This is a genomic window from Pseudomonas sp. TE50-2 (genome assembly GCF_040813665.1).
Classification (GTDB): domain Bacteria; phylum Pseudomonadota; class Gammaproteobacteria; order Pseudomonadales; family Pseudomonadaceae; genus Aquipseudomonas; species Aquipseudomonas soli.
The window spans coordinates 5,659,706-5,679,060 of the sequence record NZ_JBFNXN010000001.1; the positions used below are offsets into that span (position 1 = coordinate 5,659,706).

At 67.2% G+C, this 19,355-nt stretch carries 22 protein-coding genes; 13 read left to right on the forward strand and 9 right to left on the reverse strand.

Features of this window, described 5'->3' with window-relative positions; translation table 11 throughout:
* Positions 1-64 precede the first annotated feature (64 nt).
* On the forward strand, positions 65-697 hold the full coding sequence (locus AAHK21_RS25565; protein WP_367858763.1) for a LysE family translocator: 633 nt from the start codon (positions 65-67) through the stop codon (positions 695-697).
* Positions 698-700: 3 nt separating this feature from the next.
* On the opposite strand, the gene AAHK21_RS25570 is transcribed toward AAHK21_RS25565, so the two are convergent.
* The gene (locus AAHK21_RS25570; protein WP_367858764.1) at positions 701-1,888 is read right to left on the reverse strand and encodes an MFS transporter; all 1,188 of its coding nucleotides are present in this window, start codon (positions 1,886-1,888) and stop codon (positions 701-703) included.
* 111 nt (positions 1,889-1,999) lie between these two features.
* Between AAHK21_RS25570 and AAHK21_RS25575 the strand changes: the two genes are divergently transcribed.
* Positions 2,000-2,920 carry a LysR family transcriptional regulator gene (locus AAHK21_RS25575; RefSeq protein ID WP_367858765.1) on the forward strand — a complete coding sequence of 307 codons (921 nt, stop codon included), beginning with the start codon at positions 2,000-2,002 and terminating at the stop codon, positions 2,918-2,920.
* Positions 2,921-2,946: 26 nt separating this feature from the next.
* On the opposite strand, the gene AAHK21_RS25580 is transcribed toward AAHK21_RS25575, so the two are convergent.
* Positions 2,947-3,600: an oxygen-insensitive NAD(P)H-dependent nitroreductase NfsB gene (locus AAHK21_RS25580; protein WP_046855177.1), complete on the reverse strand. Its 654-nt coding sequence runs from the start codon at positions 3,598-3,600 to the stop codon at positions 2,947-2,949.
* 103 nt (positions 3,601-3,703) lie between these two features.
* On the opposite strand from AAHK21_RS25580, the gene AAHK21_RS25585 reads away from it, so the two are divergent.
* From AAHK21_RS25585 to AAHK21_RS25600, 4 genes are all read left to right on the forward strand, one after another.
* Positions 3,704-4,624 (forward strand): LysR family transcriptional regulator, encoded by a 921-nt coding sequence (locus AAHK21_RS25585; RefSeq protein ID WP_102682842.1) that lies wholly within the window; start codon positions 3,704-3,706, stop codon positions 4,622-4,624.
* Positions 4,625-4,658: 34 nt separating this feature from the next.
* Positions 4,659-5,273 (forward strand): LysE family translocator, encoded by a 615-nt coding sequence (locus AAHK21_RS25590; protein ID WP_367858766.1) that lies wholly within the window; start codon positions 4,659-4,661, stop codon positions 5,271-5,273.
* 78 nt (positions 5,274-5,351) lie between these two features.
* The gene (locus AAHK21_RS25595; RefSeq protein ID WP_367858767.1) at positions 5,352-6,182 is read left to right on the forward strand and encodes an AraC family ligand binding domain-containing protein; all 831 of its coding nucleotides are present in this window, start codon (positions 5,352-5,354) and stop codon (positions 6,180-6,182) included.
* A gap of 49 nt (positions 6,183-6,231) precedes the next feature.
* Complete coding sequence (locus AAHK21_RS25600) at positions 6,232-6,816, forward strand: LysE family translocator (protein WP_367858768.1); 585 nt, start codon at positions 6,232-6,234, stop codon at positions 6,814-6,816.
* A gap of 7 nt (positions 6,817-6,823) precedes the next feature.
* Here the strand turns inward: AAHK21_RS25600 and AAHK21_RS25605 are convergent, their stop codons facing one another.
* Positions 6,824-7,717: an EamA family transporter gene (locus AAHK21_RS25605; RefSeq protein WP_367858769.1), complete on the reverse strand. Its 894-nt coding sequence runs from the start codon at positions 7,715-7,717 to the stop codon at positions 6,824-6,826.
* Between the two features lie 260 nt (positions 7,718-7,977).
* On the opposite strand from AAHK21_RS25605, the gene AAHK21_RS25610 reads away from it, so the two are divergent.
* Positions 7,978-9,375, forward strand: a complete 1,398-nt coding sequence (locus tag AAHK21_RS25610) for a cytosine permease (protein ID WP_217866387.1) — start codon at positions 7,978-7,980, stop codon at positions 9,373-9,375.
* A gap of 131 nt (positions 9,376-9,506) precedes the next feature.
* A complete protein-coding gene (locus AAHK21_RS25615) occupies positions 9,507-10,814 on the forward strand; it encodes a phosphate ABC transporter substrate-binding/OmpA family protein (RefSeq protein ID WP_367858770.1) in 1,308 nt (435 codons plus the stop codon).
* Between the two features lie 5 nt (positions 10,815-10,819).
* On the opposite strand, the gene AAHK21_RS25620 is transcribed toward AAHK21_RS25615, so the two are convergent.
* Both AAHK21_RS25620 and AAHK21_RS25625 read right to left on the reverse strand, forming a co-directional pair.
* A complete protein-coding gene (locus AAHK21_RS25620) occupies positions 10,820-12,154 on the reverse strand; it encodes an ATP-binding protein (protein ID WP_367858771.1) in 1,335 nt (444 codons plus the stop codon).
* Entirely contained in the window at positions 12,151-12,858 is a 708-nt protein-coding gene (locus AAHK21_RS25625; protein WP_367858772.1) for a response regulator, read from the reverse strand. Before AAHK21_RS25625 ends, AAHK21_RS25620 begins: the two co-directional genes overlap by 4 nt.
* Positions 12,859-13,018: 160 nt before the next feature.
* On the opposite strand from AAHK21_RS25625, the gene AAHK21_RS25630 reads away from it, so the two are divergent.
* Both AAHK21_RS25630 and AAHK21_RS25635 read left to right on the forward strand, forming a co-directional pair.
* Positions 13,019-13,357, forward strand: a complete 339-nt coding sequence (locus AAHK21_RS25630; RefSeq protein ID WP_367858773.1) for a hypothetical protein — start codon at positions 13,019-13,021, stop codon at positions 13,355-13,357.
* Positions 13,354-14,013, forward strand: coding sequence for a DUF3313 domain-containing protein (locus tag AAHK21_RS25635; RefSeq protein WP_367858774.1), 660 nt, complete (start codon positions 13,354-13,356; stop codon positions 14,011-14,013). Before AAHK21_RS25630 ends, AAHK21_RS25635 begins: the two co-directional genes overlap by 4 nt.
* A gap of 14 nt (positions 14,014-14,027) precedes the next feature.
* On the opposite strand, the gene AAHK21_RS25640 is transcribed toward AAHK21_RS25635, so the two are convergent.
* The gene (locus AAHK21_RS25640) at positions 14,028-15,080 is read right to left on the reverse strand and encodes an NAD(P)-dependent alcohol dehydrogenase (RefSeq protein WP_367859034.1); all 1,053 of its coding nucleotides are present in this window, start codon (positions 15,078-15,080) and stop codon (positions 14,028-14,030) included.
* 177 nt (positions 15,081-15,257) lie between these two features.
* Here AAHK21_RS25640 and AAHK21_RS25645 point away from each other — a divergent pair, with 177 nt between their 5' ends.
* Positions 15,258-16,163 carry an AraC family transcriptional regulator N-terminal domain-containing protein gene (locus AAHK21_RS25645; RefSeq protein WP_367859035.1) on the forward strand — a complete coding sequence of 302 codons (906 nt, stop codon included), beginning with the start codon at positions 15,258-15,260 and terminating at the stop codon, positions 16,161-16,163.
* A 25-nt stretch (positions 16,164-16,188) separates the two neighbouring features.
* Here AAHK21_RS25645 and AAHK21_RS25650 read toward each other — a convergent pair whose 3' ends face one another.
* Entirely contained in the window at positions 16,189-16,785 is a 597-nt protein-coding gene (locus AAHK21_RS25650; RefSeq protein WP_367858775.1) for a TetR/AcrR family transcriptional regulator, read from the reverse strand.
* A 93-nt stretch (positions 16,786-16,878) separates the two neighbouring features.
* Between AAHK21_RS25650 and AAHK21_RS25655 the strand changes: the two genes are divergently transcribed.
* Entirely contained in the window at positions 16,879-17,493 is a 615-nt protein-coding gene (locus AAHK21_RS25655) for an NAD(P)H-dependent oxidoreductase (RefSeq protein WP_367858776.1), read from the forward strand.
* 49 nt (positions 17,494-17,542) lie between these two features.
* Here AAHK21_RS25655 and AAHK21_RS25660 read toward each other — a convergent pair whose 3' ends face one another.
* On the reverse strand, positions 17,543-17,860 hold the full coding sequence (locus tag AAHK21_RS25660; protein ID WP_046855162.1) for an I78 family peptidase inhibitor: 318 nt from the start codon (positions 17,858-17,860) through the stop codon (positions 17,543-17,545).
* A 287-nt stretch (positions 17,861-18,147) separates the two neighbouring features.
* Between AAHK21_RS25660 and AAHK21_RS25665 the strand changes: the two genes are divergently transcribed.
* Positions 18,148-18,360 (forward strand): hypothetical protein, encoded by a 213-nt coding sequence (locus tag AAHK21_RS25665; protein ID WP_023632517.1) that lies wholly within the window; start codon positions 18,148-18,150, stop codon positions 18,358-18,360.
* On the opposite strand, the gene AAHK21_RS25670 is transcribed toward AAHK21_RS25665, so the two are convergent.
* Positions 18,332-19,342 carry a nucleoside hydrolase gene (locus tag AAHK21_RS25670; protein WP_046855160.1) on the reverse strand — a complete coding sequence of 337 codons (1,011 nt, stop codon included), beginning with the start codon at positions 19,340-19,342 and terminating at the stop codon, positions 18,332-18,334. The genes AAHK21_RS25665 and AAHK21_RS25670 overlap by 29 nt on opposite strands.
* Between the last annotated feature and the right edge of the window lie 13 nt (positions 19,343-19,355).

Here is a 19,355-nt window from a genome sequence, read left to right on the forward strand (position 1 = left end):
CCCAATGGCGGTCCGCGCCGATTACTGGCATTGTGTGCCTTTCCCAGCGCAAAGGACGCGCTCCATGGCCCTGCACCTCTGGTTGACCTTCTCCTTCGCCTACCTGCTCACCTCGCTGCTCCCCGGCCCGAATGTCCTGCTCACCGTGCGCAATGCCTTGCGCTATGGCCCGTCCGGCATGGGCATGACCCTGTTCGGCAACCTCACCGCGCAACTGCTGACGATCACCGCCGTGGCCATGGGCGTGGGCGCCCTGCTGATCTCGTTGCCCACGGCGTTCCTGCTGCTGAAGCTGGCCGGCGCCGCTTACCTGATCTACCTCGGCCTGCGCCAGTTGCTGGGTAAAAGCGCTCCTACCGCGTCGACGGCGCAGGTGGCCGCGACGCCGCCCCAGACGCAATGGCGGATCGCCGTGGAAGCCTTCCTGGTCTCGGCGAGCAACCCCAAGACCCTGGTATTTTTCTGCGCCTTCCTGCCGCAGTTCCTAGAGCCCGGGCGGCCGATCTTCGGGCAGTTCGCGGCCATGTACCTGAGCGGCTCGCTGATCGTCTGCCTGGTGCATTCCTTCTACTGCTTCACCGCCTGGCGCTTTGGCCTGCGCCTGAAGGCTTCGCCCCTGGCGGCCTGGTTCAAGCGCGCCAGCGGCGCGCTGTTCATTGGCCTGGGCGTGCGTCTGCTCAACACCCGGGCGGTGTAGGCCTCACTCGCTCACCAGCATGGCCAGGGTGGCGATCATCGCCAGCACGGCGAACCCACACGCCACGTAGCCCAGGGCGCCCAGGCCCAGGACCTGGATCGCCGCGCCGCCCAACGCCGCACCGGCGGCGATACCGGCATTGGCCGCCGACACGTTCAAGGTCCCGGCCAGGGCCTGGGCCTTGGCGCCAGCCTGCATCACCCGCACCTGACAGACCGGGAACAGCGCCGTGTAGGCGATGCCCCACAGCACCAGCGCGCCTCCCAGCAGCCATGCCGTACCGAGCAACGGGGTGACCGCGCCCATGCCCAGCGCCAGCATCGCCAACAGCAGCAGGGTCGCCCGCAACGGGCTGCGATCGACGATGCGCCCGGCCAGGCCGTTGCCGAGCATGCCGACCACGCCGAAGCCCATCAGCCACCAGCCCACTTCGCCGGCCGGCACGGCGGCCAGCTGTTCAAGCGTCTCGGCCAGGTAGGTGTAGGCAGTGAACATGGCGGTGAACACCAGCGCCGAGAGCAGCACATGGGCGATGAAACGGCGGTCCTTGAGGATTACCGTCTGCCGCTCCCCCGGCGCACGGGCGGGTGCCGCCGGCACAGTCGGCAGCCACGCCCACATCAACAGCGCCACCAGCAGGCACAGCCCGGCGAGCAAGGCGAAACTGCCACGCCAGCCGACCAGCCCGGCGGCCAGCGTGCCCAATGGAATGCCGAAGACAAATGCCGCAGTGATGCCCAGGTACACCCGTGACACCGCCCAGCCCTCGCGCCCCGCCCCGGCCAATTGCCCGGCGCTTTCGCTGGCGGTGCCCCAATACACCGGCAAGGCCAGCGCGGCGATAAAGCGTGCCAATGCCAGCACCCAGATGTTCGGCGCCAGCGCCGACAGCGCGTTGGACGCGGCGAACACCAGCAGGATGGCGATGAACAGCCCCTTGCGCGGCATTGCCGACAGCCAGGCGGTCAGCGGCGGCCCGAACAGCATCACGGTCACGGCGAACAGCGTGACCAACTGGCCCGCGCCCGCGACCGACAGGCCAAGGTCGCGGGCCAGCGCCGGCAGCAGGCCGAGAATCAGAAATTCGGTGGTCAGTACCGCGAAGCCGCCGATGGCGAACAGGCCGATGGACAACCCCGTACGCGGCGCTGGGCGCGTGAGGGTGGCGTGGGTCAGGCTGGAAGTGGACATCGGCTGCGATCCTGGTTGAATGGCAGGCCAGCTTAATCTGGAAATATGTTCCTATTACTGGTAGTTATTCCTTTATCAAGTGAATCAGATTCATTAATAAAAGGCCTCGCCATGTCTGCCTCGGAACGCCTCAAGGACATCGACTTCTTCGTCAGCGTGGCCAACGCTGGCAGCTTCATCGCCGCCGCCGAACGCATGAACCTCACCAGTTCCGCCGTGAGCAAGGGCGTCGCGCGCCTGGAGAAACGCCTGCAGGTGCGCCTGTTCGAACGCACCACCCGGCGCCTGGCTCTGACCGACAGCGGCGCCGACTACTACCGCGCGTGCACCCGCGTGCTGGCGGACATCGAGGAAGCCGAGCTGGCCCTCAACGACGAACACCAGACGCCCTGCGGCAAGCTGCGTATCGACCTGCCGGCCACCTTCGGCCGTCTGCACGGGCTCCCCGCGGTACTGGACTTCGCTGCGCGGCATCCACGGCTGCAACCGCACATTACCCTCTCCGATCGCTTCGTCGACCTGGTCGAGGACGCCATCGACATCGTCGTGCGCATCGGCGGACCACAGACCTGGCAGCCAGGCATCGAGCACCGTTACCTGGGCAGCCAACGCCTGGTGTTCTGCGCCGCCCCCGCCTACCTGGCCCGCCACGGCACGCCCCACGACCTGCAGCAACTGCAGGCCCAGGGCTGCGTGCTTTATGCCTGCGCAGACGGCAGCACGCCGGCCCTGCACTTTGCCGGCGCCCGCCCGGGCCTGACGCAGCTGCGCGGCATGCCCGGGCACCTGGCCATCGGCGATGCCGAAGGCCAGGCGCTAGCTGTCAGCGCCGGGCACGGCATCGCCCAGCTGCCGACCTGGCTGGTGCAGCGTCAGCTCGATGAAGGGACGCTGCAGCAGGTACTGCCGGCGTATGCGATGGAGGGATTGCCGATCAATCTGGCCTGGCGCCGCAACCGCGGACACCTGCCCAAGGTGAGCGCGATGGTCCAGGCCCTGGCCGAGCGTCTGGGGCCGCTGATTCAGGGCTGACCCAGGTCAAGCGCCACTGCCGATACTCACAGGAAGGTAAATACCTGCCCCGCCGCCAACCGCGACTTGCTCAGCCCGGCATTGAAATCCTCCTCGCTGCGATAGCCCAGGCTGAGCAGCACCACGCTGGTGTAGCCCTGCTCGCGCAGGCCCAGTTCGGCGTCCAGGGCCTTGGCGTCGAAGCCTTCGATCGGCGTGGCGTCCAAACCGTGGGCGGCGGCGCCCAGCAGCGCGGTGCCCAGGGCCAGGTAGACCTGCTTCTCCATCCAGTGCTGCAGGTCCTTGAAGTCATGGCGGTGCAGGTCAACATAACCGCGGCGGGTCTGGTCCTGGACTTCGCGGGCCTGCTCGTTGCGGAAGCGGCCATCGGCGGCTTCCTGCCCCAGCACCGCCTGCAAGTGGGCTTCGGTCATGTTGGTACGGGCCGCGAACACGATCACATGGGAGGCATCGCGCAGCTTCGGGCTGTTGTAGGCGAATCGCGCATCGGTGGCCTTGGCCAGGCGCGCCTTGCCTTCGGCGCTGTCGGCCACGACGAAGTGCCAGGGCTGCGAATTGACCGAGGACGGGCTGTGGCGCAGCTGCTCGAGCAACGCGTCGATGGTGGCCTGGGGAATTTTGCGGCTGGCGTCGTAGGCCTTGGTGGTGTAACGGCGTTTGGCGAGGGCAACGGTGTCCATCTAGGGCAATTCCTCAAGGGTTCGTGAATGAATGGCATCTTATCTTCCCGACCGCAAAGAAAAACCAGCACAATGCAGCAACACTTTCATCCCTGGAGTGAAAATGCTGCGCATCAACGACCTCGAACTGTTCGCCCGTGCCAGCGCCCTCGGCAGCTTCACCGCCGCAGCCCACGAGGCCGACCTGCTGCCCGGCCAGGTGGCCGCGGCGATCAAGCGCCTGGAACGCGAGCTCGATGTGCGCCTGTTCGCCCGCACCACCCGCAGCCTGCGCCTGACCGCCGAAGGCGAGTTGTACCTACCCACCGCCCAGCGCGTGATCGATGCCCTGCGCCAGGGCCGCGAAGACCTGCATGGCAGCCACAGCTGCCTGCGCGGCGTGTTGCAGGTGGCGGCGCCCTCGGACATGGGCCGCAACCTGCTGCGGCCCTGGCTCAGTGCATTTCGCCGCGAGCACCCGGGGTTGGGCCTGCGCTTCTTCCTCTCCGACCAGTTGGCCGACCTGTACCGCGACCCGGTGGATGTCGCCATCCGCTACGGCCAGAACGAGGACGCCAACTACATCGCCCTGCCCCTGGCGCCGTGGAACCGCCGGGTGCTGGCGGCCTCGCCGGACTACCTGGCACGCCATGGCCGCCCGCTGACCCCCGAGGACCTGCAGCAACACGACTGCCTGCTGTACCTGCAGCAAAGCCGGGTGTACGACAAATGGCGCCTGGGCAACCGCACCGTGCAGGTGCGCGGGCCGCTGTTCAGTGACGATGCCGACGTGGTGCGGCGCTGGGCGCTGGAAGGCGAAGGCATCGTCTACAAGTCGTGGCTGGATGTCAGCGCCGATGTCGCCGCCGGCGAGCTGGAGCTGCTGCTGCCCGAATACCCCGGCGAACTGACCCCGGTGACCCTGGTGTGCCCGCACCGCAAGCAGCTCACCCCCGCCGTGGCCCAGTTGCACCTGTGGCTGCGCGAGCGTTTCGCCGCGCTGCGCCCGGACGACATGTTGCAGCCGTTGTCGCCGGGCGTATAGTGCATCCACCCCCGACCGCAAGGAGCTGTCATTCATGCCGAGCCTGGAATTTCTCGTCACCGCGCTGATCATCGTGCTGATCCCCGGCAGCGGGGTCATCCTCACCGTATCGAGCGCCCTGGTGGCCGGGCGACGCGCCTGCCTGTGGACCGCCACCGGCTGCACCCTGGGCATCGTCCCGCACTTGCTGGCCTCGGTGCTGGGGCTCTCGGCGCTGCTGCACACCAGCGCCCTGGCCTTCCAGGGCCTCAAGTTCGCCGGCGTCGCCTACCTGCTGTACCTGGCCTATGCCACCTGGCGCGACCGTGCGGCCTTCGCCGTGGACGCGCACGCCACCCCCGCCGCCGCCAGCCAACTGGTGATCAAAGCCTGCCTGCTGAATATCCTCAACCCCAAGCTGACGCTGTTCTTCCTCGCCTTCCTGCCGCAGTTCATCGTCCCGCAGGCCGGCTCCGCTACCGTGCAGATGCTCAGCCTCAGCGCGGTGTTCATGGCCATGACGTTCGTCGTCTTCGTCCTCTATGGCCTGCTCGCCCACCTGTTCCGCCGCGCCGTGATCGACTCGCCGAAGATGCAGGCCTGGTTGCGCCGCGGCTTCGCCGCCTCATTTGCCGGGCTTGGCCTCAACCTGGCACTGGCGCAGCGCTGATGGCTGCACAATCGTTCTAAACGCCCGGGCCGTTTGTGCGTTAAGGTCATCCATCGACCACCCACACGGCCCGCCTCCATGAGCAACTGGATCGACCTCAGACAGGACGCCGACACCGGCATCGAGTCGGTCCGCGCCCATTTCACCGGCCACGCCTACGACCCGCACTGGCACGACAGCTTCCTGGTCGGGGTGACCGAACAGGGCGTGCAGCAGTTCAACTGCCGCCGCGAGCGCCACTACAGCACGCCCGGCCAGGTGTTCGTGCTCGAGCCTGGCGACCTGCACGACGGCCATGCGCCGACCGTGGAAGGCTTCACCTATTCGACCCTGTACCTGGACGCCAACTGGCTGGAAACCGAACTGCGCGCCCTGTTCGAGCAGGCCCCCTCAGGCGCCCTGCCCAGCTTCGGCACCCTGCTGCACCAGGATCCGCGCCTGGCCGGCGCGACCGCCCGGGCCTTCGAGACGGTGCACTACAGCGACCTGCGCATCGTCCGCCAGACCGCCCTGGACGATCTGCTGAGCTGTCTCACCGGGCACCTGCACTGGCGCAAACGCCTGGACCCCGATCCACGCCTGCCGCTGTGCGCCCAGGTCGCCCGCGACTATCTGCATGCGCACCTGGACCAGGACATCGGCCTGGCCGAGCTGGCACAGGTGTGCGGCGTCGACCGCTTCCGCCTGACCCGGGCGTTCAAGGCAGCCTTCGGCCTGGCGCCGCATGCCTACCTGATCCAGCTGCGCCTGGCCCGCGCGCGGCGGCTGCTGGCCCTGGGCGAAACGCCGGCCAGCGTCGCCACCGCCCTAGGCTTTGCCGACCAGAGCCACCTGGGCCGCTGGTTCCGCCGCGCCTACCGGCTGACCCCGGCGGACTACCGCAAGCGCTGCTCAAACCTTCCAGACTGAAGCCGCGCTGGCCGCGACCATGGTGCTTCGATCACACGGAGCCATGACCATGTCGCACTCGCTGTTGCCCTTCATCCTGTTTGCCCTGGCCGCCAGCATCAGCCCCGGGCCGACCAACCTGTTGATCCTCGCCCACGGTGCCCGGCGCGGCTTGCGCGCCAGCCTGGCACCGATCGTGGCGGCCTGCTGCGCGGCGGCGGCGGTGGTGTGGCTGGTGGGAATGGGGCTGGGCGCGTTGCTGCTGCGCTATCCCCTGGCGCAGTTGGCCATGAGCTGGGCCAGCGCCCTGTGGCTCAGCTGGCTGGCCTGGAAGATGCTGCGCAGCGCCAGCGCCCCCTTGCTGGCGGGCAGCGACGGTGGCCTTGGCCCACTGAGCGCGGCGACCCTGCAGGTGGTCAACCCCAAGGTTTGGGTGACGGCGGTGGCGATGGTCGGCCTGTTCGCCACCCCGGCACTGCCGATGGGCTGGCTGGCCCTGGTGTTCCTGCTGGTCGCCCTGCCCAGCATGACCGCCTGGGCATTGATGGGCATCGGCAGCGCACGCTGGTTGCGCTCGTCGCGGGCCTTGCGCCTGTTCAACCAGGGTCTGGCAGGGTTGCTGCTGGTGTCGGCCTGGTCGGCCTTGCTGGCATGAACGCCGCTCAGGTGCGCCCGGCGCTGGCGGTGCGCAGGCGCATCCCCAGGCGCGGGCCGAACACGTTGATCAACAGGCCCAGCATCACCAGCAGCGCGCCCCAGCCTTGTGCCTCGCTCAGGCGCTCGCCCAGCAGCAGCGCCGCGGAGCTCAGGCCCACCACCGGCACCAGCAGCGAGAACGGCGCCACCTTGCCCGCCGGGTGGCGCGACAACAGTTTGCTCCACAGGCTGTAGCCGACCATGGTGGCGACGAACGCCAGGTACGCCAGGGCCAGCACCGAACTCCAGCCGATGTTGGCCAGGGCATGGCCAATGCGCTCGGGGCCTTCCAGCCACCACGACAGCACCAGGAACGGCAGCGGCGGAATCAGTCCGCCCCAGATCACCAGGGCGACCAGGTCCACTTGGCCGAAACGCCGGGTGATGATGTTGCCCATGCCCCACATGGCGCCGCCGCACAGGGTCAGCAGCAGCGCGACCAGCGGCACGTGGCCGCTGTCCTCGCTACCGATCACCGCCAGGCCGCTGGCGGCCACCAGCAGGCCGAGCACGCTGGCCAGGCGCAGCCGCTCGCCGAGAAACATGGCGGCGAAGCCCAGGGTGAAGAACGCCTGGGACTGCAGCACCAGCGAGGCCAGCCCAGGCGGCATGCCACTGGCCATGGCCTGGAAGAGGAAGGCGAACTGGCCCAGGGAAATGGTTGCGCCATAGGCGATCAGCCAGCGCCACGGCAGGTTCGGGCGCTTGATCAGGAACACCGCCGGGAAGGCCACCAGCAGGAAACGCAGGGCCCCGAGCAGCATCGGCGGCAGGCCGTCGAGCCCCACCTTGATGACCACGAAGTTGACGCCCCAGGCGATGATCACCACCAGGGCGATCAGCAGGTCCTTGAGTGGCATTGCAGGCATTCCTTCTTCAGGCTTGTTATAGACATATTTGGTTACAGCATACGGGCATCACGTCGCCGCGGACCAGCACAGTTGCGTACCAGCCTTGTGTAACAGTCGGCTGTGATGGCCGGCGAAAGCCCGCGATCACCCTGCGCAAGCTTCACTTGACCAGACTTGTATATACATGCTCATATCGGGCTTCGGCCATCCGCCCTGCGTCCCGCCGATAGCCGCCGCCTTTCACAAAAACAACGAAGCGGAGCCTCCCGATGTCCAGCAAACCCGTGATCGAGCGCCGCTCGATCGACTACATCCCCGAGTCTGAGCGCCATGGACGCGTCTACAGCCAATTCACCCTGTGGCTGGGAGCCAACCTGCAGATTACCGCGATCGTCACCGGCGCCCTGGCCGTGGTGCTGGGCGGCGACGTGTTCTGGTCGTTGATCGGCCTGTTGCTCGGGCAACTGGTCGGCGGCGCGGTGATGGCCCTGCATGCCGCTCAGGGTCCGCGCCTGGGGCTGCCACAGATGATTTCCAGCCGCGTGCAGTTCGGCGTGTACGGCGCGGCCATCCCCATGGCCCTGGTGTGCCTGATGTACCTGGGCTTTACCGCCACCGGCACGGTGCTGTCCGGCCAGGCCATCGGCCAGTTGCTGAGCATCAGCGACAGCGCCGGCATCCTCATCTTCGCCGGGGTGATCGTGCTGGCAACCCTGGCCGGCTACCGGGTGATCCACTGGATCGGCCGGGTGGCCAGCGTGCTGGGGATCATCGCCTTCGTCTACCTGTTCAGCCGCATCCTGATGCTGGCCGATATCGGCCAGCTCCTCGACAACCGCCACTTCAGCTGGGCCAGCTTCCTGCTCGCGGTGTCGCTGGCAGCCTCCTGGCAGATCGCCTTCGGCCCTTACGTGGCCGACTACTCGCGCTACCTGCCCAGCCACACCTCGCCGCTCAAGACCTTCCTCGCCGCCGGCCTGGGCTCGGTGCTCGGCGCCCAGGCCTCGATGATCCTCGGCGTGTTCGCCGCGGCCATCGCCGGTGGCCAGTTCTCCGGCCGCGAGGTGGCCTATATCGTCGGCCTGGGCGGTGCCGGTACCACGGCGGCGCTGCTGTACTTCTGCATCGCCTTCGGCAAGGTGACCATCTCGACCCTCAACAGCTACGGCAGCTTCATGTGCATCGCCACGATCATCAGCGGCTTCCGTGGCCACCTGCAGATCAGCCGCGTGCAGCGCCTGGTGTTCGTGCTCGGCATCGTCGGCGCGGCGACCCTGGTCGCGCTGCTCGGACAGCACTCGTTCCTCAGCGCATTCAAGTCGTTCATCCTGTTCCTGCTGACCTTCTTCGTGCCCTGGAGCGCGGTGAACCTGGTGGACTACTACTTCATCACCAAGGAACGCTATGACATTCCGGCACTGGCCGACCCGGATGGCCGCTACGGGCGCTGGAACTGGCCAGGCATCGGCGTGTACACCTTCGGCGTGCTGGTGCAGATGCCGTTCATCGACACCAAGCTGTACACCGGGCCCATGGTCGCGCACCTGGGCGGCGTGGACGTGTCGTGGCTGATCGGTTTGGTGGTACCCAGCGTGCTGTACTACTGCGTGGCGCGCCGTCGGGCGGCCCAGGCACCGGCAAGCATCATCGTGCCGCAGACCCATTGAGCTGAACGCCCTCAAGCCTGGGAGTGGCGCAGCGCCGCTCCCAGGCTGCATCTGGCCAAAACAGCGCTGTCATCTTTCAGTCAGATCTCTGTCGTAATCTGCGGTGCAACTCTGTGCCACAGGTCTCCGGCATGCCTCGCCTGCTTCCCCTACTGCTGTGCCTGCTTGCAAGCCTGGCTTGCGCCGAGCCGGCGCAACTGCGTATCCAGGGCTCCAACACCATCGGCGCCGCGCTTGGCCCAGCCTTGGTGCGGGGCCTGTTGCAAGCGCAGGGCGCGAGCGCCATCGAGCGCCAGCCTGGTGTCTCCGCCAACGAGACCACGCTTCACGCTGTCGATCGCAACGGCCTGCCCTTGCGCATCGACATCGCCGCCCACGGCACCAGCACCGGCTTCGCCGCGTTGGCCCGGGGCGAAGCGGACCTGGCCGCGGCCTCGCGACCGATCAGTGACAGCGAGGTGCAACAGTTGCAGGCCCTGGGCAACCTGCGCGGCGCGGGCTCTGAGCAGGTCATCGCCCTGGATGGCGTGGCGGTGATCACCCATCCGGACAACCCCCTCGCGCAACTGACCACCGCGCAATTGGCACAGGTGTTTTCCGGGCAGTTGCAGCGCTGGGAACAGCTGGGCGTGCCCGGTGGGGCGATCCACCTGTATGCCCGCGACGACCGCTCCGGCACCTTCGAGACCTTCAAGGCCCTGGTGCTTGCCCCGCACAACCAGGCGCTGGCCCCCCAGGCACGCCGCTTCGAATCCGCCGATGTGCTGGCCGCCCAGGTCATGGCCGACCGCCAGGCCATCGGCTTCAGCGGCCTGGGCACGGTCCACCAGGCCAAGGTGCTGGCGGTGGCCGAGGGTGACGCGCCTGCCCTGCTCCCCAGCCGCGCCTTGGTGGCCAGCGAAGACTACCCGCTGTCGCGTCGCCTGTTCTTCTACCTGCCCGCCCACGCCACGCCCCAGGCCAGGGCCCTGGCGGAGTTCGCCCAGAGCCCCGCCGGACAGGCGATCGTCGCCGACCAGGGGTTCGTCTCCCAGCAGATCAAGCCACAGCCGGTACCGGCCCAGGCCGACATGCCGCCGCGCTACCGGGCACTGGCCAGCGAAGCGCAACGCCTGAGCGTCAACTTCCGTTTCCAGGAAGGCAGCGCCAGCCTCGACAACAAGGCCCTGCGCGATGTGCAACGGGTCGGCGACTACCTGCGCCAGGCCGGCAAGCTGCAGGGCAAGGTGGTGCTGGTGGGCTTCGGCGACCCCAAGGAGACACCCGGCCGCGCCGCCCTGCTGTCGCGGCTGCGGGCCATGGCGGTACGTCGCGAATTGGCCCGGGCCGGGGTCCAGGCCAGGGACGTGACAGGCATGGGCGACGAACTGCCGGTAGCCGACAACGATCTGCAACAGGGGCGCCTGCGCAATCGCCGCGTCGAGGTGTGGGTGTACTGACCCGCTCAGCGCCCATCGGGCAGTTCGACCCGGGCCACCAGCCCGCCGCCCACGCGATTGCGCAGGGTCAGCTCGCCGCCCTGCTCGCGCACGCTGGCACGGGCGGCCGATAGGCCGAGGCCGACGCCGCCGGTGTCGCGGTTGCGCGAGCCCTCCAGTCGGTAGAACGGCTCGAACACCTGCTGTAGGGCCTCCTCGGGAATGCCCGGACCACTGTCGCGCACCTCGATGACGATCAGGTGGGCCGCGCGGCGCAGCGTAACCTGCGGATCACGGGCATACTTCATGGCGTTTTCCAGCAGGTTGACGATAACCCGCTTGGTCGCCAGCGGACGGCCGTCATGCACCAGGTGCGCCGGGCCCGTGAAGGTGACGGCGAGCTGCTGGTCGCGGTAGTCGTCGACCAGGGTCTGCAACAGCTCCGACAGGTCGTAGGCCGTGCGCTGCTCCAGCTGCGTGCCTTCGCGGAAGAACGCCAGGGCTTCGTTGATCATGCTCTGCATTTCTTCGACATCGCGGATCAGCTTGTGCTTGTGGTCCAGGTCTTCCATGAACTCGCTGCGCAGGCGCATGCGTGTCAGCGGGGCGCGCAGGTCGTGGGAGATGGCCGCCAACATGTGGGTACGCTCGCGAATGAAGTGCTGGATCTGCGCCTGCATGGTGTTGAAGGCGATGATCGCCTGACGGATCTCCTCGGGGCCTTCGATGGCGATAGGCGGCGCCTGCAGATCGCCGCCGAAGCGCCGCGCCGCATTCGCGAAGCGTTGCAGCGGCGCGGCCAGCTGCCGGGTGGCAAGCCAGGCCACCAGCAGGGTCGCCACCAGCCCCAGCCCGATGACCACCGCCAGCCGCGCCGGAGCGCCCATGCCCCAACTGCGCTCCGGCGGCACGAACAGCAGCCAACTGTCATCATCCAGCCCGACCAGCGCCACATAGTGCGCATCGGCGCTGCCAGCAGGCCAGTCGCCCGGGTTGTACACTTCGATCGGGCGTGCAGGGCCCAGCAGTTGCGCCATCGCCGGCACCTGCCCGGAATTTAGCGGCACGCCCGGACCGGGCAAGCCGAAGTCTGCCCGTCGTGTGCTCCACCTTACCCGCAACGTCGGCGTGCTCGCCGCCTCGGCCAGTTGCCCACGCAACGCTGGCGGCGCGGTCTCGATCATATGGGCGGTCACGGCGAGCTGATCGAGCAGGCCGGTGCGCTCGATGGGCGGACGCGCCCAGCTGCCGGCAAGCTGGACGAACAAGGCGTTGAACGCCAGCGAGGCCAGCAACGCGACGAAGATGGTCAGGGCGATCCGTTTGCGCAAGGTATCGCGGCCCAGCAGACGACGGATCACGAGCGGGTAACCTTGGCAGTGAACAGGTAGCCGCCATTGCGCACGGTGCGGATCAGCTCCGGGCGCTTGCTGTCGGGCTCGATCTTGCGCCGCAGCCGGCTGACCTGCACATCGATGCTGCGGTCGTAGGCGTCATGGCCGTGGCCACGGGTCAGGTCGATCAACTGCTCGCGGGTAAGGATGCGCTGGGGATGTTCGAGGAACACCACCAGCAGGTCGAACTCCGCGCCGGACAGCGGGATCATCACCTGCTCGGGCGAGCGCAGCTCGCGGCAGGTGACGTCCAGGTGCCAGCCGGCGAAACCGATCACCGGCCTGGCCGCCTCGCCGCGCGGGGCCTGCTCGCCGGCACGGCGCTGCACGGCGCGCAGGCGGGCCAGCAGTTCGCGCGGGTCGAAAGGCTTGGTCAGGTAGTCGTCGGCACCCAGCTCCAGGCCGATGATGCGGTCGCTCAGCTCGGCCATGGCGGTGAGCATGATGATCGGCACCCCGACCTGCGCACGCAGCTTCTGGCACAGGCTCAGGCCGCCCTCGCCCGGCAGCATCAGGTCAAGGATGATCGCGTCCGGGCGCTGGCGCTCGATGGCCGCCCACATCGCCTGGCCTTCGGCGGCCAGGTCCACCTCGTAGCCCTGCTGGACGAAGAACTTTTTCAGCAGGGCAAGGATTTCCACATCGTCATCGACGATCAGCAGTCTACTCACGGTGGTTCAGGTCCGGAAAAAAGGCGTATCTAAAACCATTGCGCCGCCCGGGTCATTTATTTCAATCGGGCAACATTTCGTCACGAGTGACACGATTCGGACATCACCTGGCAAACATTACCCTGCACCCTGCGGGCCTTCCATTCGCCGAGGGCTCCCCATGAAGATAGCCGACAGCCGCAACAACACTGATGTTCAAGAAGGTTCCGCCCCCCTGATCCTCAGCCAGCGCCACACCAGCCGCGGCCAGACGGGCTCACTGATCGTGCAGCAGGAGAGCCTGGGCCTGGCGGACGACCTGGGCTACATCACCCTGCGGCGCTACTTCGAGCATTACGATCCGGGCTGTGGCGAATGGGTCGAATACAGCCATACCGTGCCCATCCGTGAGCTGATCCACTGGCTGATGGCGCATGGCAAGTTGCGGATCCAGGCCTCGCAGGACGCGCCCCCGACCCAAGCCTGGCAAGCCGCCGCGCAAGAGGAGCGCCGCCCATGAGTCGGCGGTATCTGCTGACCGTCATGCTGACCAGCACCCTGAGCCTCTCGGCATGCAGCAGCAACAAGCCGGCACCGGCCGGTTTTCTCAAGGACTACGGCCTGCTCACCCCGCACCAGGCGCCGTCTGGCGGTACCGTACTGAGCTGGGCCGACCCCAAGTGGCCACGGGGGCGCTATATCGAGGTCTACCTGGCGCCCAGCAGCTTCTACCCGACACCCGAACCGAGCCCGCGTATTCCCCAGGCCACCCTCGCCTCGATCAGCCACTACTACGACGCGGTACTGCGCAAGGAAATAGGCAAGGTGATGAAGGTGGTGGATGCCCCCGGCCCGAACACGCTGGTGATCAGGCCAGCCATCACCCGCATCAGCGCCGATGCACAAAGCCTGCGGTTCTACGAATGGCTGCCGATCACCCTGGTCGCGGCGGGGGTGAGCAGCGCCGCGGGGATGCGTGACCGGGACAGCGAGATCGCCACCGAACTGTCGTTCGAAGCCGGCACCAGCGGGCGAGTAGTGGGCGAAGCGATGCTCGCAGGCACTGGCGTGCCGCTTGAGAACGACCGCCAGGTGATGACGGCCGACAACGTCAAGGCCGTGCTCGATGGTTGGGGCGTCGACCTGCGCCAGGCATATGCGGCGCCCCTCAGATAACGTGCCGCGTCGACTCAGGCCTTCAACGTGGCCATGTCGATGACGAAACGGTATTTCACATCGCCCGCGATCATCCGCTCGTAGGCCTGGTTGATGTTGCGGATGTCGAGCATCTCGATATCGCAGCTGATCCCGTGCTCGGCACAGAAGTCGAGCACCTCCTGGGTTTCGGCGATGCCGCCGATCAGCGAGCCTGCCAGGACCCGGCGCTTCATCACCAGGTTGGCCGCATGCAGCGGCGGGTCGAGCGGCTCGATCAAGCCGACCAGGATATGCACACCGTCGAACCTCAACGTCTCGAGGTAGGGGTTGAGGTCGTGCTGGACCGGGATGGTGTCGAGCAGGAAGTCGAAACGGCCGGCCGCGGCGCGCATCTGTTCGGCGTCGGTGGACACGATCACTTCATCGGCACCCTGGCGCCTGGCCTCCTCGGCCTTGGCCGCGGAACGGGTGAACAGCGTGACATGCGCCCCCAGGGCCTTGGCGAACTTGATGCCCATGTGGCCCAGCCCGCCCATGCCCAGCACGCCGACCTTGTGCCCCGGGCCAACGCCATGGTGCTTGAGCGGCGAGTAGGTAGTGATGCCGGCGCAGAGGATCGGCGCCGCGCTGGCCAGGTCGAGGCCTTGGGGAATGCGCAGGACGAAATCCTCGCTGACCACGATGCTGCTCGAGTAGCCGCCCATGGTATTGCTGCCATCGACCCGGTCGGGGGTGGCGTAGGTCATGGTCGGGCCTTCCAGGCAGTATTGCTCGACGCCCTGGCGGCAGGCTTCGCAGTGACGGCAGGCATCGACCATGCAGCCGACACCGACCAGATCGCCCACCTGGTAGCGGCTGACCTGCGCGCCAATCGCAGTGACCCGACCGACGATCTCGTGACCCGGCATCAGCGGATAGACGGCGATGCCCCACTCGTTGCGGGCCTGATGGATATCGGAGTGACACACGCCACAGTAGAGGATCTCGATGGCGACATCGTCGGCCCGCGGGCTGCGACGCTGGAAGCTCATGGGGGCCAGGGGGCTGGTGGGGGACTGGGCGGCGTAGCCGATGGCGGTGTACATGCGGACCTCTCTCAGGTGAAACGGTTCAGGCGGCGCATTTTGCGCAGCCTGGCCCGCCCCGGCCACGGCCGATTCTCCGGCATGCATGCCTGATTCTCCTGACCTGCCCGCTCCCCTCTGGCGCCAGCCAGCTAATCTGCGAAGATGCCAGTGTCCGATTCTCTGCCCGGTTTCGCCATGCACCTGACTTGCCACGTGGATGCCAATGCCAAGCTCTGCTCACTGATCCGCAGCCTCGCCACGCGCCCCGGGTTCGTGCCCACTGCCCTGCCCCAGGTCCAGGTCCTGACCTGGGACCACTACGTGGCCAGCAGCCCGCAGATCTACGAACCCAGCCTGATCATCGTCGCCCAGGGCAGCAAGCTGGCGCGCCTGGGCCCGCGCACCCTGGAGTACGGCGCCGGGCATTACCTGGTGCAGGCGCTGTCGGTGCCCTTTCTCTGCGAAACCTTCGCCACACCCCAGGCGCCGCTGCTGGGCGTGGCGGTGGACATCGATCGCGCCATGCTCGGCGAGCTGGTGCAAGCGATGAACCTGGGGCCGGATGCCGCGGTTCAGGTACAGACCCCGCAGTCGATGACCTCGGCGGCGCTGGACGCGGCCATGCGCGAGAGTGTCGAGCGCCTGCTGCGGTGCCTGCAGGACCCGCTGGACGCCAGGGTGCTGGGGCCGGCGCGAGTGCGCGAGGTGCTCTACACCGCGCTGCGCGGCCCCCAGGCCGGGGTGCTGCGGGCACTGGTCGAACAACAGGGACATTTTGCCCGGATCGCCTCGGCCCTGGCCTACCTGCGCGAGCACTACGCCGAGCCGCTGGGGGTGGATGAACTGGCCGGCCGGGCGAACATGAGCGTGTCGACCTTCCATGAGCACTTCAAGCGCTGCACCGACCTGGCGCCGATGCAGTACCTCAAGCGCCTGCGCCTGCTCAAGGCGCAACAGATGCTGATCGGCGAAGGCCTGGGCGTGGCCCAGGTGGCGCATCGGGTCGGCTACCAGAGCACCTCGCAGTTCAGCCGCGAGTACAAGCGCCAGTTTGCCCGCAGCCCTGGCGAGGAGCAGACGTACCAGAGCCTGCCGGCTTGATTGCTGGCCTGCGCCGCGCCGGCAGTTACTGACGCAGGACCATCGCCTCGATGGTCGCCTGCAATTCGCGCTTGGCGGCCTCGGCGGCCAATTCGCCGGCCGCCGCCGCCAGGGACAGCGCCTCCGCCGCCCCCACCAGCACCCACAGGCCGGCCACGCCGATATCGCCACCCGGTGCGAACGGCGCCAAGGCTTCCCGGCATTTGTCCATGAACGGCCCTTCATAGCCGCGCTTGAGCGCCTCGAGCTCCGGCGAGCCGGCCAATGCCGCACTGACACCGGGGATCTCGCGCCCTTGGGTCGCCACGCAATCCACATAGGCCTCGGCGATTACCCAGGCCCGCCCCGGCAGGTCCGCCGGACAACCGGCCAGGGCCCTGTCGAGCATCGCCGTCTGGCGTGCGTCGTACTCCTGGTACAGCGCCAACAGCAATCCGTTGCGGGTTTCGAAGTGGTCATACACCACCGGCTTGGTCACCCCGGCCTGCTCGGCCAGACGCCCCAGGCTCAGGGCATCGGTGCCTTCTTCGCGCACCAGCTGCCAGGCCACATCCAGCAGCTGTCGGCGACGCTCCTCGCGGGACAGGCGTTTGCGCGGCGCGCTCTTTTCCTCGCTTGACATCGATTACCTACCAAAAGTAACTTACTAAACGTAACTTACTGGGAGTATATAACGCTCCCGAGGCCCTCGCATCCTGATTCTGGAGATTCTGCCATGCATGCCCTGATCGTCATCGGTCACCACGACACCGACTCCCTCACCCATGCCCTTGCCCAACAGGTTGCCGAAGGGTTGCGCGCGGCCGGTCACACCAGCGAGTTCGCCGACCTGGCCCGTGAAGGTTTCGACCCCCGTTTCAGCCTGGCCGACCACGCCGTGCACCGCCGCCTGGGGCCGCCGCCGGCCGATGTGCTGGCCGAGCAGGCGCGCATCGAACGCGCCGACACCGTGGTGCTGGTCTATCCCATCTACTGGTGGTCGCTCCCGGCCCTGCTCAAGGGCTGGGTCGAGCGTGTGTTCAGCAATGGCTGGGCCTTCTACCAGGCCGCGGACGGTAGTACCACAAAGCGCCTGCACGGTTTGACCGCGCACCTGATCGGCGTTGCCGGGGCCGATGCCGGCACCTTCGAGCGCCACGGCTACGGCGAGGCCATGCGCGTGCAGATCGAGCACGGCATCTTCGATTACTGCGGCGCTCAAGTGTTGAGTTCGACGTTGCTGGACGACAGCGAAGGACAGGATCCGGCCCGGCATCTGCGAGCCGCACACGCTTTGGGAGAAGGGTTGTTCACTCGCGAGGAACGGCGCGAACCGGCAAGCGTGGAATGAGGGCGGGAAGGCGCGGGCCAGCCCGCGCCAGGTGACAGCGTGCGGGCAATCAGCCGCAGTTGACGCGGGTCACCACACCCTTGTCATCGACATTCAGGTTCAATCGCTCGGAGCGGTATTCCAGGGTGATCACATCGTGCGGCTTGAGGATGCGTGCCATCTGCGAGCCGCTGGCCTTGCGCGCCTGCTCCAACAGCTCGGCGCTGGCCGGCTTGCCGACGGTGAAATCGGCGCCACTGGCTTCGCAGCGGCCGTCATTGCCGGCCGGGGCGGCAGGGGCGCTGGCGCCCGAAGAGCCACCAGTGCTGCAACCTGCCAGGACGGTAGCCACCAGCAGGGTCGCCAGGGAAGCGCGGGTACGGAACATGAATCCTCCTAAATCGATCCGGGAACTGCCTTATGCGACAGTTTCACCAACGTTTTGTTGCAAAACCAGAGATTCTGCCTGACTCGGCCAGGGGATGCGAAACGCAATCGTCACCGGATTTTGCACCGAACCGCTGGTTCGGCCAAACGCAGGGCTTATGCCTAAGTCGCAGATCCGGTTGCGCAAAGGCATGATTTACTGCAAGAAGTGGAGCATGAAACACCTCCCCTTCGAACGCCAGGACGCGGTATTCGACCTATCACCCAGGCCCAAGCGAGAACCGCCCCATGAGCAGCCACAGCATCGACGCCGATATCAAGGTCAAGTGGGACGAAGGCCAGAGCGCCTACAGCCCGGGAACCCCCGAGGAGCTATTGCTGATCGCCATCGACCTGCTGGTACGTGATCGTGGCAGCGAGGCGGCGCGTAGCTTCATCGACCAGGTGTTCGAGCGCTACGCGCACCACGACACTATTTCAATCGGGCCAGGCGGGCGCTGAGCAGGTCGAAGAAGCCCTGGGCATCGCCCTCCTCGATCCACATCACATTGGCCGGCTGCTTGAGCACGCCGTACCAGTCGGCGATGGTCTGGCCGAAGGTCGGGCCTTCACGGCTGTCGACCACCATGTGCACCTGGCGGCCCTTGAACAGCTCGGGCTTGAGCAGGTAGGCGATGACGCTGGCGTCGTGCACCGGGCCGCCGGGCATGCCGTAGTTGTCCATGTCGAACTTGATGTAGGCGTTGAGGATGTCCACCACCAGCTTGCTGGCATTGTTGTTGACCGCGGCGAGCTGCTTGAGGCGCGCGTCGCTGGTGAGCACCTTGTGGGTGACGTCCAGCGGCAGGTAGGTGAGTTTCACACCACTGGCCAGCACCACCTCGGCGGCATGCGGGTCGGCAAACAGGTTGAATTCCGCCGCCGGGGTGATGTTGCCGCCGTTGAAGTGGGCGCCGCCCATCACCACCACTTCCTTGATGCCGTTGACGATCTCCGGCTTCTGGATCAATGCCAGGGCCAGGTTGGTCTGCGGGCCGAGCATGGCGACGGTGATGCTGTGAGGCTCGGCGGCGCTCAGGGTGTCGATCAGGTACTGCACGGCGTTGCCCTGGGCCAGCGGTTTTTTCGGCTCGTGGACCTGGACGCCGGTTAGGCCTTCCTCGCCGTGCACGTTGGCGGCGTAGATCGGCGTGCGCACCATCGGCCGCCCTGCCCCGGCGTACACCGGGATCTCTTCGCGGCCAGCCCACTCACGGGCCAGGCGGGCGTTGCGCGAGGTCTTCTCCAGGCGCACGTTGCCGGCCACGGTGGTGATGGCGCGGATCTTCAGTTCCTCGGGCGAGGCCATGGCCAGCAGCAGGGCGACGACGTCGTCGGCGCCGGGGTCGGTGTCGATGATCAGGTCGCGGGGCGCGGCCATGAGGGAAGTCGCGGCCAGCGCGGACATGAGGACGGCTCCTTGGAGCAGGTTCTTGAGGGACATTCAGCACTCCTTG